The organism is Legionella sainthelensi, assembly GCF_900637685.1.
Lineage (GTDB): Bacteria > Pseudomonadota > Gammaproteobacteria > Legionellales > Legionellaceae > Legionella > Legionella sainthelensi.
Genome location: NZ_LR134388.1, coordinates 1,581,027 through 1,597,632, shown reverse-complemented (window position 1 = coordinate 1,597,632; position 16,606 = coordinate 1,581,027). Strand labels below are relative to the sequence as shown.

The window sequence follows — 16,606 nt, the reverse complement described above, 5'->3', positions numbered from 1 at the left end:
CACTTCTTCTTATGATTGTGGAAACATTTTAATTCAATCATGTCCTAACAACTTTTTTACTCTCCGCGCGCAGAGCAAATAGAGCATAACTGAAATACCCAATCAGCAAAAATAATAAAATAAATCCCGAGCCGGGAAATATATAATTAGATGTTAATAAAAGAATCAGCGCGATCAGCATTGGTGTTGCTGCAACAATTAAAAGTCGGCAAGATTGCTTGAAAGTAATACTAAAGGAAAAAAATACACTAGAAAAAACTTGTCCTAAAAATCCAAATACTAAAAAAAACGTAATAAACATTGAAAAAAGTACCGCAACAATCATGGGATACATCAATACTTGTGCAAAGTATTTCATATTTGTTATTGTTTTTTCTTTTGCAATCATTTTACCATCAAATACAGCATTATCTTCCTTACTAAACTCTTGCACCATTGGAGGCCCACTACTAAATTGAGCTTGAGGCATATTAAATAATTGTAAGTTAGGTATTTTTAAAGAGATTTTATTTTTATTGACCAAAATAGCGAGCGAGGGATATTTAGAAAAATCATTAACTTGTCCTGTAGTATCTATAATAATATTCACCTGTCCTTTATCGTTTTTGACTAAATAAGGCATAGGTTTGTCAAAAACAACATTCCCCTCCTGGATATAAAAAATCGGAATTTCCTCCAAAGGTTTAATAAGTTGTTCATTAAAAGAATTATTGAAACTTAAATCCATTCTTATAACAAATGGAATTGAAAACAAAGCTATAGCCAATAAAAGATAAAGAAAACCGAGTCCCTTCCAACGCTTTCCGACATCGACATAAAGAAGTCTGGAGTAAAGTGACATATACAACGCAGACCAATAGCGATAATTGGGCGTATCAATTGATTTTAGTTTGTTTTTTTCTTTACTCATATCACATCTCCAATTCGTTTTCCCGATTGATGCTGAAATAGATGTATCTTTATTTTAGGTAGCGCTACATAAAATTGTCCACTAGGAAGAAATTGATCAGCTGTAATGCGCAAATTCAAAATCAATCCATTTTTATTCGTTTTAGCTCTTATTAATTTATCGGCTCCCATATCATCCACAAACTCAGCTTGGATTGGTATTGCTTGTGGTTCTTTTTCTGAGCAAAGTAACACATGCTCCGCTCGAATCGCTAAAATGACGTCCTCTTTATCTTGTAAATTCTGAGTCAAATAAGGAACAGGAAAACTCAATCCTAATTCAGTTTGTACGCAATGGCTGTTTTTATCATAACAACCAGGTACAAGATTCATAGGGTAATGACCTGTAAACCCTGCTACAAATAACGTTGCAGGATTTTGATACAACTCTTGTGGTGTTCCTATTTGTTCAACAACTCCTTGATTGAGTACCATTACCCGGTCTGCCATAGTCATGGCTTCGGTTTGATCATGTGTCACATATAAACTCGTTGTATTCAACTGTTGATGTAAGCGTCGAATTTCATGTCGCATCTCAGTGCGCAATTTTGCATCTAAATTAGATAAAGGTTCATCAAATAAAAAAACAGCAGGAGATCGCACCATCGCTCTTCCCATAGCAACTCTTTGTTTTTGCCCTCCAGACAGTGCTTGCGGTTTACGTGCCAAATAAGGAGTTAAACGTAATAATTGGGCTGCCTCATGAACTCTTTTTTGAATCTCTGCTTTCTTAAATCCCCTCATTTTTAATCCATAAGCCATATTTTCGAATACAGTCATATGGGGATAAAGTGCATAATTTTGAAAAACCATAGCCATATCTCTTTTTGCGGCAGGAATTTCATTCACACAGTGATCATTGATTAAAATTGTACCTGAGCTTAGATCGTCCAAACCAGCAATTAAGCGTAATAAAGTTGTCTTTCCGCATCCGGAAGGACCAACAATTACCATAAACTCACCTTTTTTAATACTTACATTAACGTGATTTAAGATATTTGTTTGTCCAACCCGTTTAGATACCTCAATTAAATTGACTGTTGCCATATTTATTTTAACCCTTTTTCAAACCAGCGCTGCATCAACATCACAACTAAGCATGGTGGAATTAATGCAATTAATGCAATAGTCATAATATAATGCCATTGAGGAATTTGGTCAGCGACTCCAGCAAGATAGCGAATCCCCATTACTACGGTAGCCATTTTCGTTTCTGTAGTGATCACTAATGGCCAAAGATATTGATTCCAACCATATACAAATAAAATTACAAATAGTGATGCAATCTGTGTTTTAGATAAAGGTAAAAGAATATCAAAAAAGAAACGTATCGCCCCTGCTCCATCCAATTTCGCGGCATCAACCAACTCTGCAGGGATAGTTTTAAAAAATTGACGAAATAAAAATGTACCCGTTGCCGAAACAAATAAAGGTAAAGTTAACCCAGTGAATGAATTTAACAATCCAAAAGAAGCAACCACCTGAAAAGTTGGGACAATTCTGACTTCAATGGGTAACATCATCGTGGTAAAGATTAATGCAAAACACAGTTTTTTAAAGGGAAAATCAAAATAAACCAATGCAAACGCAGAGCCTAAAGCAAAAATAATTTTGCCAAAAGCGATTGCTAAAGCCATACATAAGCTATTGAACAGCATGAAAGTTATCGGTTCCCCTCCCGTAACAGATAGACCTTTTGTCAGTACCGTTTTCAGATTTTTAAATAATAACGACCCAGGAACCATAGGAATATGGGATTGCATCATGATACTACCGTCATTACTGGCGGCTACAAGTGCCAAATATACAGGCAACAACATTAAAAGTACGAAAATACATAAAAAGCCATGAGATAAAGCACACGTGAAATAACGTTTCATGCGTAATGAACCTTCTTTTCAAGGTATTTGAATTGCAGCAGAGAAATAATGGTAACAATAACCATTAGTAGTACTGACTGAGCCGATGAGCTTCCTAAATCCATCCCTTCAAACCCATCTTGATATACTTTATAAATTAAATTAGTCGTACTATTACCAGGACCACCATGAGTCATGACTTGAATAATGCCAAAAGTTTCAAAAAAACCATACATTAAATTCATAATGAGTAAAAAAAATGTTGTTGGAGATAAAAGAGGAAAAATAATCTGCCAGAAGCGTTGCCATACAGAAGCACCATCAATAATTGCTGCCTCAATTAACGAGGGTGGTATCGCTTTTAGCGCGGCGAAATAAAATAAAAAATTATAACTAAATTGCTGCCAGCTCGCTGTAATTATAACTACTAAAAGTGCTTGGTTTACATGATTAACATAATCAAAATGTATTCCAATTGATTGCAAAAAATGAGTCACCCAACCCAAAGTTGGGTGACATAAAAAGCGCCATAAAATTGCAGCAACTGCAGGCGCTACAGCATAAGGCCAAATTAATAAAGATTTATAAACCCCTTGCGTCTTACCTCGATTATTCACTAATATGGCAATAAAAAGGCCTAAACTCATAGTGAGAAACGTGACACTAAAAGCGATGCTAAATGTAACCCCAATTGCCTTGCTGTAACTTGGATCTCGAAAAAGATCTAAAAAATTGGCAAGCCCAGCGAAACGTTTATGTAGACCAAAAGCATCTGTATAAAAAAAAGAGTGCAGTAATGCATTGCATGCAGGCCAAATAAAAAACATCAAGGTTACAATAAGTTGAGGAATTATAAAAAACCAAGCATAGAGACGTTGATGATTGAATTTAGCCATTGCCCAACGAATAAAAAGGTAGGTATAAGCATTATATAGGGATAGTTATTGAAGTAAAGTGGGGGTTATTTACATTTTGCTTGCTCAAATCCGAATGATTGATTTTCAAATCAACACGCGGCAAAAGAAACCATGCGAGAATCGGTGCTGAAGATTCACTTAGTTTGACAGAGATATATAAGCTCGCTAGTAATCTAAGAGAATGGAATGCGAAGACAAATTGCAATTTAATGGATCAGGCATAACCTAGGTACAGCGAAACGAAACCCAGGTTTAACTGGTATAAGAGTCCTGGGATTCGCGTGCTGCGCCCAGATTATGGTAAAGAAGGAATATATGCGCTACGTACACATAGACAATCCTGGGTCACATAGTCGGTTAATTATTGAAAACGGCATCAAGCCTGAATACAGCGACTCACAAATTCTGGTGCGGGTTCAAGCAACAGCCCTGAATCGAGCAGATATTATGCAACGGTATGGAAAATATCCTCCTCCCCCAGGAGAATCCGAAATTCCCGGCTTGGAGTTAGCAGGGGATGTAATCGAGGTTGGCACAAAAGTGAGCCAATTCAAGCCTGGGGATAAAGTCTACGGATTAGTGGGTAGTGGAGCATATGCTGAGTTTTGTCCTGTAGAGGCATCGCTTGCACGCCACATTCCTGAAAACTGGGATTATATGCTCGCCGCAGCCCTGCCTGAGGCATTAACCACTGCTTATGCTACCCTGTTTGATCTGGGAAATTTTCAATCGGGACAAAATCTACTTATTCATGGTGCAGGAAGCGGCATCGCTTCACTCGCAATTCAAATGGCAAAACTTGTTCATGGAAATATAATCACAACTGTAGGAACAGATGACAAAGTAGAAAAAGCAATCACATTAGGTGCAAACCAAGTTATCAACTATAATAAACACGATTTCGAGGATTTAATTGCTGATCACAGTATTGATTTAATCGTTGATTTTATTGGCGGCGATTATTTTAATAAGCATTTGCATCTACTTAAACCAAAAGGCAAATTAATTCAGATTGCTTGTCTTAAAGGTAGCACTGTTGAATGCAATTTGGCAGTGATTATGCGTAAGAGGCTGAAAATTATAGGTTTTGTACTTCGCGCTCAAAGTATCGAAGAAAAAACGAAACTATGGGATGATGCCCATAAGATGTGGCTTGAGCCCCTCAAAATAAAACAACTTACTCCAATTATTGATTCCAAATTTAATCTGGAGCAAATTGAAGAAGCTCATCAATACATGCAATCAAGTGCTCACTTTGGAAAAATTGTGGCACTGGTAGGCTAAAATTATTACAACGCTGCTCTAATAGCCTCACCAAACTAAGTTCTAGACAAGGCGCAAGTAAAATGAATATCAAAAGTACATGACTGTGCTGAATAACCTTACAACATGTATAGAACTTAGTAGACGATGCGATACTATCTTATCTTTTTATTTACAAGAGTCCTATGCAATAGCTGCTCATAAATTGGGCCATTCGGAGCCAGCTGCAACACAATAGTTGCTGTAATACAAGCCATCATTACAGGAAATATAAGATAATAATTATGAGTCATTTCGACCACTAATACTGCTCCAGTGATAGGAGAGCGAGTCGATGCAGCAAAAAGCGCTGCCATTCCTGCGATAGCAAACATACCTGGTTCTGTTAAAAAATCAATGTGCATAAATTCTAATATACGGAACATCGCTAATCCAAGAAGCGTGCCTAAAGAAAGAATAGGAGCAAAAATTCCTCCGGGTACAGCCGTCCCATAGCACGCCATCATACCTATAAATCGGACAATCAATAAAAAACACAACAGACTAAAGCTTGGCGATAATGTGATTGCCTGATGAATAATGTCCATTCCACCACCTACCGACGCAGGATGATGTACTGCCAGAAAACCGACTAAAAATCCTACCATTAAAACATAGCATGATTTCTGTTTTGACGTTAATTTATCCAAAAGCTGCAAAGTCTTCATTAAAGAGAGATTAAACAAAAGTCCTAGCAAACCAACCACAATACCAAATAAAGCAAATAGCCATAAAGCGTCAAGCTGTGGGAACTCAAAGACATTCATTGGAATAGTTGGCTGCGGTCCAATTATAAAATCTAAAATTACTGTGGCTGTAATACAACAAATAACTACCATACTGAAACTTGTGAAAGAATAGTTAAATTGGTTACGCATTTCTTCCATAACAAAAATTACTCCTGCTAATGGAGCATTAAACGCAACAGACAAACCCGCAGCAGCTCCTGCTGCAATCAAACTATCTTTTCTCCGTCGAGCCAAATTAAATAAACCACCAAGCATTTCTCCCAAATTACCACCAATATGAATGGTAGGTCCTTCCCGGCCTAAAATCATTTTTGCGCCAAGCGCTAAAATACCAAAAAAGAATTTTACGGGTAATAAACGTCGCCAAAATATTGGTCTTACATGGAGTAATGCCCCCTCTATTTCTGGAACTCCGCTTCCTGAAGCCTCGGGGGCAAAATGCTTCACGGCAAGATAAGCAGCATAAACCATAATCATAGAAACTAATCCAGAAATTAGTCCTGATGGCCATCCATTGATACTTAGAAAATGATAAAAGTGATCTAATAAAGCACTCAATACATCAATGGATAAACGAAAAGTTGATCCCACTAAACCAACTACGATGCCCAATACAACAGATACAACATAGAGTATCAATATTTTATTGCGCATTCTTTTATATCATCCCCATCAGATTTGTTATAATTTTTATTCCTGCCTGGTTTACTAAAGATAATATTGTTTCAGGATGAAATTGCACGGCATGAATCGGCAAACTCTGGTGTGAGACAGCCATCACAATACCATCATCACTCACTGCAGTAACATTCAATACTTCAGGCATAGTTGTTAACCGAGCATAAAGCGAGTGATACCTACCCGCTTTGAAACTCTCACCTAAACCTGAAAATAAACGGGAATCATGCGTCACCTTAACGATGGATGTTTTGCCATGCATAGGATAATCAAGTACATCTAAAACACCACCAAAATGTTCCACAATACCTTGTAAGCCTAAACAAACACCAAATAAAGGAATACCTCGAAAAACTACTGCAGCTATTGTTTCTGAAACATGAAAATCACTGGGTTTACCTGGGCCGGGAGACAAAACAACAAGGTCATAATTTTGTTCTTGTAAATAATGTAATGCCTTATCAAATCGTATGGTGCTTACTTCAGCGCCTGTTTGGCGGATGTAATTTGCCAAGGTATGAACAAAAGAGTCTTGGTGATCAACAAGTAAAACACGTTTCCCTTTTCCAGTTAAGGGCAAAGAAGGTTTAACTTGCGGATTAACTCCCTTTTTTTGCAGTATGTCTAAAAAAGCAGATGCCTTCAAACGGGTCTCTTGCTCTTCAGATTCAGGTACTGAATCATAAAGCAAAGTAGCTCCTACTCGGATTTCTGCTATTCCTTTTTCTATGCGAACGGTTCGTAATACCAAACCTGTATTTAAGTTGCCATCAAAACCAAACCATCCCACCGCACCCGCATACCATTTACGTGGCGATTTTTCATGCTCTTCAATAAAATTAAGCGCCCAGATTTTCGGAGCACCGGTAACCGTTACCACCCACATATGAGTTAAAAAAGCATCAACCGCATCAAAATCTTGTCTTAAAATTCCTTCTACATGATCTACGGTATGAATGAGCCGAGAATACATTTCAATTTGTCTTCGTCCAATGACTCTCACTGAACCTGCTTCACAAATTCGCGACTTATCATTTCTATCCACATCCGTGCACATTGTCAATTCAGATTCTTCCTTTTTTGAGTCGAGTAAAGCCTGAATATTTTGGGCATCTTCAATCGCGTCGGCACCTCGTTTAATTGTTCCCGAAATAGGGCATGTTTCTACTCTTCTTCCTTGCACGCGTACATACATTTCTGGGGAGGCGCCAACCAAATATTCCTCTTCACCTAAGTTAATAAAAAAACCATAAGGAGAAGGATTTAATTGCCTCATTTGTTTGAATAAAGCAGAGGGCAGCTCGGTATAATGTGTATAAAAGGTTTGACTAGGAACTACTTCAAATAAATCACCACAAGCAAAACGATTTTTAGCGATATTGACTATTTTTGCATATTCTCCAGGCAAATGATCACAGGTTGTTTTAGGTTTTTGCAAAGCCTCATACGGCACAGAAACGCCTTCTCGCACTAAAGATCCAGTAGATAAGTTTTGAAATTGAAACTCATAACGACGTACAAAGGCTTCTTCTTTTTGATGGTTTACGACAAAAATTTCATCAGGAAAATAAAGAACCATATCTCTTTGCGATAAATCTCGCTCTTTATGTTTTTGCAAATCTTCAAAGTGAAAAATTAAATCAAAACCAAAAGATCCATATAATCCCAAATAAGATTCATTTTCCATTTTAAAAAAAGCCAATAGCAAACGGATGACAGTAAAAACTGAGGGTTGATGACTACGCTCTTCTTCACGAAACACCTGCTCAGAAGCTTGAATTTTAATTTGCACGGAGGAATTATTTTGCGTCACAAGTTGCAAAGAATTCTCTTTTGCCAATAAAGGAACAATAAAAGCCAACAATATATGCCCCCGCTGATTCAATGCATCGATTTGCACTAAGTTTTTTCGACAGACAAGAACTAAGGGAGGATTATAAAAACCTATATCCCAACAGGTATAACGTCCTGGATATTCAAAACTTGAAGCAAATAAAGCGCCTCGTTGCGTGTCTAAGTGTTCAAGAAGATTTCCTATACCTTGGGCATAATCTAAGCTTTGTTGAGTACACTCAATCTCAACACCGCCTTGGGTTTTATATTGTTGCAACATAAATAGCAAACTCAAAGAATGATTAGGATGACTTATCATTGTACTTTAAAAATGCTGTTCTGCAAGAATCTCAATTTTGTACCTAATTTAATCACTTATATGCCAAGATTTTTCCAACTCTGCCTGCAATTTTAGCCGCACTTAAAGTCCAAATAACGATCAGATAGATTAAAAAATTGTGAATCAGATTTTTTTCTGTTATAAAGTTAGAGACCGAGTCATTAGTCGAGTCTGGCCATACAAATAGGTGGCTCATCATATGAACGCTGGTTTATACTTTTTTTGAGAGGCATGGCAATAATGAACTTTTTTGAAAAATTAGACTTACTTTTAAACGATGTCGGAATTAAGGATCGGAATCTTTTTATACATTGGGTTATGAAACAAGTTCAATTGGAACTTGATGAAGATACTGTGTCTATTGAGCAAGCACATCATCAATTATTATTGAAGGTGAACCACCTTTCAGAAACGGATCTAACGAAGCTGTTGTTATTTTTTAATCTTCCAGAAAGTACTCTGCCAATCGAAAACAGAATAGAGCTCAGTGATCAATTCCTATCAGAGGTAATTTTTCCGCAATTTGAAGAGTACGTGAGAAATTTAGCTGCAAATAAGACTGAAGTAGAGAGCTCTGAGCAAATCACTAAGTCACTCGATGAAGTGGAGGAAGAGTTTACTGACATTGATGATTTTATTCTTGTCGACAGCAATGGAGATCAAGAAGAAGAAATTGATTACGAAAGCTACCCTTGGTTGAACCCCTCTCATCCCTTGTATTTTCCCGCAACTCAAGACACGAATCCGACTTCGTTAACCAGATGGGAAGCAGTGGATAAGTTTTCAGTAGAAAATTGGTATCCACATTTGAAAAAGTATACATTCGAATCTTGCTTTTTCACACTAGACCATGCTGACATTCAGTTTTTACTCGGCAACGGCTCCTCCGAATACCAGAGTACCAAATTAGAGCAGAAATTTGACAAACTCCTTTCCCAATTCAACAATCAAGAAGTATTTATGAGGTTGTCTACGCGCAGCCCTAAAGATTCCAGATATCTATTTGATGAAGCTGCAACCATGATGAGTCATGATTTCTCTTATTGGAAAGATACAGACAACAAGAATCAACAACTCGTTTCTTTTGTCGCATCAATGGCAAAATCAATGAAAATTAACAACGGCAAGAAAATAATTCAAATGATTCAAGAAAGTCCTAGAGTCCAAAACGATTTATTTGCGCTTCTTAATTCAGAATCGCCTTCTGATTGTAAAACGAATATTGTTTTGCGTGAATGGCATAATATACGTCCCGATCATGAGTTTAGGCTTTTTGTATCAAGACGTTGTCGTGAAGAAAGTATTGTGACGGCTGTATCCCAATATTTTCACTTTTTGTATTTTGATAAAGCCCCTGGAGATTGCTTTAATTTTTTAGATGAATCAATAAAAAAGAGTCTTATTTTAAAATTTCAAAATTATGTTCTGAAGTCCATAGATCCTGCCGTTGCGAAATTCTTAAATTTTTCAAAGGAACAAGACGATGATAATTCTATAAATTGTATTCGTGAATATATTGTTGATTTAGCCCTAGTCCCTATAAGCGAATATCATGGTGAAGTAACCGATGAAAATAAAATTGAGCTGGGCGAAAACACTTATATCCTGATGGTAATAGAACTCAATCCATTTGCACCATCAGCAACCGGATGTGGTTTATTTAATTGGGAAAAAAATTTAGACATCCTTTGGGGAAAAGCTCCCTGTGAGTATCCTATATATAGTTTTCGTACAAAACCTCGAGAAAATCTCAGTTCAGTGACTTTGTTGCCGTCAAATTATGAGCAAGTTATTGAACGTGCACTTGACAAAAGATTGGCGGCCTCTCTACCTTCTTTAGATCCACAAGTAAGTCCCTCTATGAGTACAGCAAGCCATAGCAATCGATTTTTTACTGCGCCACATCAACAAATTGATGATACTTCTTCTTTAGGGCTCGTTCATGATGGTATGAGGTGTTTTCCATAATCAAAAAATTGGATTTCAATGCTTATAGTGCTTAAATCACAAACCTAGAAAAAACTGGACCATTCAATTGTTTTTTCTAGGTTAAAAAAGTTTGCTTAATTATCTTTTTCCTAACAAATGATGTTGATTTTTTCTCGATGCCTTGATAAAGTACTATATGATTAAATAAAATACGAATATAGCATGAGCCATGCACGCAGAACTATTTTTACTCTTCTTACTTTAAGTGACTTTTTAAAGTTAAATTTTTTAGAAGAAATGACCCTTAAGAAGATTAAACAGGGATCGTTTGATGAGTCAGCCTTTTTTTCCTCTGCAAAATCTGTAGCGGATATTGGTTTTATTACCAAAATGTCGTATGCAAGTTCTGAATTTGCAACGATGTGTAAAAAAGATCTATATCGGCAATTATGGAGTGATTTATATTCTCAACTTGGGTTGTCTGTATCTGCTTTTACCGAAAAACAAATTACTTTTTACGAACATGAGAATATTGATAGTTTTGATTTGCTACGAGGCACTTATTTTTTCTATCTTTCCCAGCAAGTAAAAGCAGCATTGCCAAATAAGCTTTCATACAGTGAACTTCGCTTTTTGAAGGAAGCAATTCGTTTTAATTCAGTTCATGCGGTACAACGATATAATGTTGTTTTATTCGATAAAGTGACTCATGAGCAGTTAGAAGAGGACGAGAGCGCTAAAGAATTGCTCATGGAGGCTATTAATAATGCAAAATCCCTATTGGAGCTTTATGGTAGTTATGCGTACATGTTATTGGCTGAAGCATATTATCAATATGCTCAATGGGCTCAAGAGCATGAAAGTATTACTACCTATCGTCGTGCGTTACAAGCAGCTATTGCCTCTTGCGATAATGCCACGAAATATTTAGATAAAAGCCAATATTCAATTCATAATGCCAGCTTTGGCCAAGGGCTAGGTTTTAGCAATTCCTTTGGTCTTAATTCACCAGCGAAAGCAAAAGAAGTTCTCGAAGACATGTTGAAACAAAGTTTAGAAAAAATTGCTACTGCAAAAATGAGCTAAATTGAAGAAATTTAGCTCCTTCATACTGCTTGAAAAAGTTTTACAAAATAAGTTTTTTGCAAGTGATAATTGGGGGCTTGTTCGATATTTTTATTCAGCAAAATTCAGCAGTGAGTGCTGTTTGAGCACTCACTGCATTAGTGTTTATTTAATGCAACAATAACACTTATTTTCCTGCGCTCACTGATATAACATTATGATTGGGCACTTCTTCTTGTTCTTTTTTAATTCCTATTAATCTATCTTTTATGTCTTGGGTCACTCCTGAATTATTTATTGGATGCTGTCTGTTTTGCGCCAGTTGATCACCAGTGATGTCCTCTACAAGGAATAAATCATCTTCAATTTCAATAATTTCAATATTTTCTGGTGATTTATTCTGAGTAATCAGTGTACTTAGCGATCCGTAACCTAGATTCGCCATTCCTTCATTAATGATTTTTTTCAAGCGGCTGTCACTCAAATATGCCATTTTTTGTTCTATTGCCAGTAAATTGTCGGGCGTATTTGCATTTTGTAATTTATGGACCAAAGCAATTAACTCTTTAGTGAGCTCAATCTCTTCTTTTCCGGTATTAAGGTATTGCTTTTTAAATTCTTCTTGTCGTATTTGTAAAAAATTTTCTAAATTTTCGCGAAAATGGCCAAGCGCCTTTTCTGGAGCTACTCGTTCATCTCCAGAACGAAATATTTTGTCGCCATATTTATCAATTTTTCCAAAAATTTGGTTAAATGGCTCGCTGTAATTACTCAACTTGGTGATATCAACGCCAGCTACTTCTGCAGCCATCCAAGTCATCACAAATCTGCCGCAGTGAGTTTGTAAGGGTAATTGCAGTTTTAGGTTACGGACGTTGGTTGAAATAGGCTCCATCTCTAAGCCCTTGCTAGCGAAGAAATCACTAACTGTTTGTTTTGTTTGTGCTACACATTCCAGTTCTTGAGCTTTAAAGGGATCGCTTACTAATCCTTCATATAAAGTCACATCACAGTTTATTTTATTATCCACCATAGTCAAGGTAATGGCTTGCATAGTTACGTGACTGTAGGAGGGGTTTCTTACTGTAACCGGGGATAAAATTTTTATTGTTTTTGATACTCCACCAGTTATTTCTCCATCTTCACCAAAATGTTGAAGTATATAGTTATCAAAAAGTCCCTGATCTATAATATCCTTCAAACAAGAATTTATATTAGTTGTTATATAAGTATCCTGTGAAGTGCCCTCATAGAATGCGAACCCTTTTTGATGATCATATTCCTCCATAAGTCCTATTTCATAGGGTACCGATGTGGGAATCCTTCGGTCTGTAAGTAGTAGATTATCTGTTGCTGAGTTTTTCAAGCAGTCTAGAGTAGAAGAAAGTCCTCCTTGATATAAACCTTGCTCGTTTTCTTGCTTATGTTCTTTAAAATAATCAATTAAAGAATTCATTTTATTTAAATCATCTTTAGTTTGAAAAATACATCGTTCCCACTGATGCTCACGCGTCCCATTAACGTTGTTGAAATTATATTTATTGCAATTGAGCCATACTAAAGGATAACCATATTGTTTACCCATCGTGTTTGATATTTTAGAGGTATAACTATCGTCATCTGCTCTAAGTTCTAATCGTTCCAGGTTAGGGTATTTTTTTGCTAAATATTCACTGATGCTTACCTTATCCAAGGACGTGCTATCGAGCTCATCTTGAGTGCTGGGGGTTATTCCATAATTGCCTTCCAAGAGCTTCTTTTCTACATCTTTGTATATAGATACAATTTCTTCAGAACCACGGACGCCTATATAATCTCGAGTATCTCTCTTATTCTGCACATTTTCATGTGCTACATCACTTTTAATTGTAAATAAGTATTTACCATTTACATATGCGTGTATGTTCATCTCTAGGCCTTTATTTTAATGTTGTTAATCAATTTTACCTTACTAAGATTAAATAAAGATTAATATGTTTGTTTTTTGATCTACAGACAAATGAGTTACACGGATTGAAAATACGCGCGTAACACAGGTAGCATTTTTGGTCCAACAGGATTGGATTTAGTGAAAATAACTCTAATGAAAACATCCAGGAACTACTTGGTGAATTTCCCCATGAGCTAAGTTTTCATCGCATCAGAGGCTTGACTGCCAGTTTGTCAGCCAATGTAATGAAACTGTCTACATTCAAGTCAAATAAGTTCTCGGGGGCTGTGTCTGGCTTACTATTTGGTCCCAATTCCCATGGTCGACTAATAAAGGCCGTTCTCATTCCAAACGCTTTGGCTGCATACAAGTCATATTTGTGACAAGCAACCATCAGTATCTCATTCGCATTAAACCCCAGATAGTCTACCGCCAATTGATAAACTGCGGGTGCCGGCTTGTAATTTTGGATAAGCTCAGCGCTAAGAATTGCATCAAAAGGAAGTTTGGCATTTTTGGTAATAGATACCAAAGCCGCCATGCCTGCATTGGACAAGGTGCTTGTTACAAATTTTTGCCGTAGACGTTCCAGCCCTTCGATGCTGTCCGGCCAAGGATCAAGTTTCAACCAAATAGTATTCAACTCATCGCGCTCTTGTGCAGTAAAATACGTGGATAACTCCTGCTCGTTAAGCAGGATATCCAGAGCTTCCCGATATATTCTGTCTACCCGCTTCCAGGGCCTTTTTCCCTGGATGATGGCATTAAGAATATCACGATAAAGCATGCGCCATTCTCTTGATACCAATGACCAATCAATTGACAGTTGTTTTATTGTGTTAAATAGCTCACCCATTCTAGAAAGTGGTTGATAAAAGTCGGCGCAGGTACCTTGTACATCAAAAACAATCGCCCGAATAGATTGCAGTTTTTTATCCACATGCACCTCAGCTTTTGTCATATTATTTCTCCTGAATCTTTAATAACATTTTTCGACCATTTACTTCGAGTTGTTCCAGCGCTAATACATAAGCGGCGCAATTTTCAAGTTCTACATGATTGGGTTCGGATAATCCTTTGACTCCCATCAAAATTTCCAGAGCCTGTTGGGCGTAAAGATGATCAGGAACCAACATAGAGCAGCTAGGCTTGGAACAATACAGTTCAAGAATCTTGCGCTCAAGCACTGACAAATCTATACCGTATGTACTTGCTGATTTTATAGCACGTTTTCGATCCATACTTTCCCGTACATTATTAAGGGTAACTTGTATGGAGTTGAGCAGTCTTTCCATTTCGATTGCCCGGTCAATTTGCCATTGCCGTGGGGTCCATTGTGTTCTTGGTGTATGCACTAAAGCATATTTTTGTGTCGCATTACTCAAAAGCTCACGGCAGGTCCAAAAGGTATCTATCAAATCAAGGTATTTTGTTTTCTTATCGTTCTCTGCTAACAAGCACGCTACATTATGGGCAAGATTTAATTGTAATTTGGATAAATATCGGCAAATCATATCTGTCAAACTCATCCTACAAATTAAATTAGCTACCACAAAACTTGCGGCTATACCAATCACAATCCCTGCCATTCTCTCTATTGCAGGCAAGACCGTCATCACTGACGCTCCATGTTCAGCCATTACCAGAATGATGGCAACGTTCGCCTGCATTCCTAAATATGCATAATTAATGTGCCTGAAAGAAAATAGACTGAAAGCCCAAACAGTAAAAAAAATAATAACAAGAAGAAGGTAGAGGCTCATGGTAAAGGTCATTATGAAATACAAACCTGTTCCGCCTCCCAATAAACATCCTAACAAGCGCATAGTTCCAGTATTTTGCATGTCATACAGATTTCGTCGTGCTGAAATGACAATGCTGCTGATAATTCCGTTTAACCCACCTGGCAGAATCATAAATAACCATAAACCTAATGCCAGCATTGTAGTTAATCCAGCCTTTATACTGTGGGTAATCACATTGTAGTCATGTTTTAATTGCTGGCTTGTATTGATGCAATCTAGATTAGAATGCTTATAACTTCCTTGAAGCGAAACTTGAATTCCAATCAGCATTCGGTTTGTTTGATAAAAAAAATGACGCCAGGCTTTTGCTGATTTGAAATCATTAGGGGTTGCCCATACTGCCCACGAGTATTGTTGGTCAAATTTATTTAACGCAGACTCTGTTAACAACGTTGTGGGGGGGGAAATGTTAAAAAAATTAGCCTGTAAATTTGAAATATCGAATCTGATGGCAGATATGGTTTCCTTGATGGGCAACGTGCTAATCGCTGCAAAGGTATTTAATGATAAAAAATAGTTTAGGGCACGACAAAATATGAGACAAGTATCAAGCAAAAAACGATATTGATTCAATTGAGTTTCATCGAGCTCAAATTCATAGCGTATTAAAACGATCGTTTGTAGGGATTGGCGAGCCCGGTTTTTCAACTGAGAATTTTGATCTTTGATATCCTGTATTATTGAACGATCTTGCTCCATCAATAACCGATCCAGATTAACAAAGAGAGCATCAACAGTCGCAAATATCAGGTTTACATCATGCACTGTTTTATCAGTAATCCGATTTGGCAAAACAAAAAAGGCGAATATTGACGATACTATTACACCCAATGCGATTTCAATAGGTCGCCAAATAGTAGAACTCAGAACGTCCTCGGGTGTGATGGCCACACCCGAAATCACAATAAATGCAGCAATAGCCCCCAACAACCAAGCATAGGCATACTTGCTGCAGTTATAATAATAAACAGCAATCGCAACAATGAAAAAATTCAGGCAAAAATACAGCAACAAACTGTCCACAACAAAAGCTGACAAGAAATAACCAATTAATGCGCCAATCACAGTTCCTAAGATGCGCATTAACGCCTTAACCAAAATATCTCCCGTATATAGATTAGCTACAAGCACGACTGTCATCCCAGACCAATATGGCTTGTCCAGATGACATATAAAGGCGATGATTAGTGAAGTTACAGCTGCTAGAGCGGTTCGTAGTGCTGCTCTATTTTCTATGGTTAATGAACTCAC

Annotated in this window: 12 protein-coding genes; 3 read left to right on the top strand and 9 right to left on the bottom strand. The window is 37.1% G+C overall.

The genetic code is table 11. From position 1 onward, the window contains the following. Positions 1 to 37: 37 nt before the first annotated feature. The 4 genes from EL220_RS07095 to EL220_RS07080 are packed head-to-tail and all read right to left on the bottom strand — an operon-like array spanning position 38 to position 3,703. Positions 38 to 910 (bottom strand): DUF1189 family protein, encoded by an 873-nt coding sequence (locus tag EL220_RS07095; RefSeq protein WP_027270133.1) that lies wholly within the window; start codon positions 908 to 910, stop codon positions 38 to 40. Then, the gene (locus EL220_RS07090; protein WP_027270134.1) at positions 907 to 1,995 is read right to left on the bottom strand and encodes an ABC transporter ATP-binding protein; all 1,089 of its coding nucleotides are present in this window, start codon (positions 1,993 to 1,995) and stop codon (positions 907 to 909) included. Before EL220_RS07090 ends, EL220_RS07095 begins: the two co-directional genes overlap by 4 nt. A 2-nt stretch (positions 1,996 to 1,997) precedes the next feature. Further along, a complete protein-coding gene (gene ugpE / locus EL220_RS07085; RefSeq protein ID WP_027270135.1) occupies positions 1,998 to 2,828 on the bottom strand; it encodes a sn-glycerol-3-phosphate ABC transporter permease UgpE in 831 nt (276 codons plus the stop codon). After that, positions 2,825 to 3,703, bottom strand: a complete 879-nt coding sequence (locus EL220_RS07080) for a carbohydrate ABC transporter permease (RefSeq protein ID WP_027270136.1) — start codon at positions 3,701 to 3,703, stop codon at positions 2,825 to 2,827. Before EL220_RS07080 ends, ugpE begins: the two co-directional genes overlap by 4 nt. Positions 3,704 to 4,039: 336 nt before the next feature. Here EL220_RS07080 and EL220_RS07075 point away from each other — a divergent pair, with 336 nt between their 5' ends. Next, positions 4,040 to 5,008: an NAD(P)H-quinone oxidoreductase gene (locus tag EL220_RS07075; protein ID WP_027270137.1), complete on the top strand. Its 969-nt coding sequence runs from the start codon at positions 4,040 to 4,042 to the stop codon at positions 5,006 to 5,008. Positions 5,009 to 5,142: 134 nt separating this feature from the next. Here EL220_RS07075 and clcA read toward each other — a convergent pair whose 3' ends face one another. Beyond that, complete coding sequence (gene clcA, locus EL220_RS07070) at positions 5,143 to 6,429, bottom strand: H(+)/Cl(-) exchange transporter ClcA (protein ID WP_027270138.1); 1,287 nt, start codon at positions 6,427 to 6,429, stop codon at positions 5,143 to 5,145. Positions 6,430 to 6,433: 4 nt separating this feature from the next. Next, on the bottom strand, positions 6,434 to 8,566 hold the full coding sequence (locus tag EL220_RS07065; RefSeq protein ID WP_035905735.1) for an anthranilate synthase component I: 2,133 nt from the start codon (positions 8,564 to 8,566) through the stop codon (positions 6,434 to 6,436). Positions 8,567 to 8,866: 300 nt separating this feature from the next. Here EL220_RS07065 and EL220_RS07060 point away from each other — a divergent pair, with 300 nt between their 5' ends. Together EL220_RS07060 and EL220_RS07055 are read left to right on the top strand one after the other, a co-directional pair. Next, positions 8,867 to 10,594, top strand: a complete 1,728-nt coding sequence (locus EL220_RS07060; RefSeq protein ID WP_035905774.1) for a cell division cycle protein 123 family protein — start codon at positions 8,867 to 8,869, stop codon at positions 10,592 to 10,594. Positions 10,595 to 10,777: 183 nt separating this feature from the next. Next, complete coding sequence (locus EL220_RS07055; RefSeq protein WP_035905736.1) at positions 10,778 to 11,641, top strand: DUF5630 domain-containing protein; 864 nt, start codon at positions 10,778 to 10,780, stop codon at positions 11,639 to 11,641. 166 nt (positions 11,642 to 11,807) lie between these two features. Here the strand turns inward: EL220_RS07055 and EL220_RS07050 are convergent, their stop codons facing one another. From EL220_RS07050 to EL220_RS07040, 3 genes are all read right to left on the bottom strand, one after another. Continuing rightward, the gene (locus EL220_RS07050) at positions 11,808 to 13,529 is read right to left on the bottom strand and encodes a hypothetical protein (RefSeq protein WP_027270142.1); all 1,722 of its coding nucleotides are present in this window, start codon (positions 13,527 to 13,529) and stop codon (positions 11,808 to 11,810) included. 223 nt (positions 13,530 to 13,752) lie between these two features. Continuing rightward, positions 13,753 to 14,511: a haloacid dehalogenase type II gene (locus EL220_RS07045; protein ID WP_035905737.1), complete on the bottom strand. Its 759-nt coding sequence runs from the start codon at positions 14,509 to 14,511 to the stop codon at positions 13,753 to 13,755. Position 14,512: 1 nt separating this feature from the next. Beyond that, positions 14,513 to 16,606, bottom strand: a complete 2,094-nt coding sequence (locus EL220_RS07040) for an FUSC family protein (protein WP_035905740.1) — start codon at positions 16,604 to 16,606, stop codon at positions 14,513 to 14,515.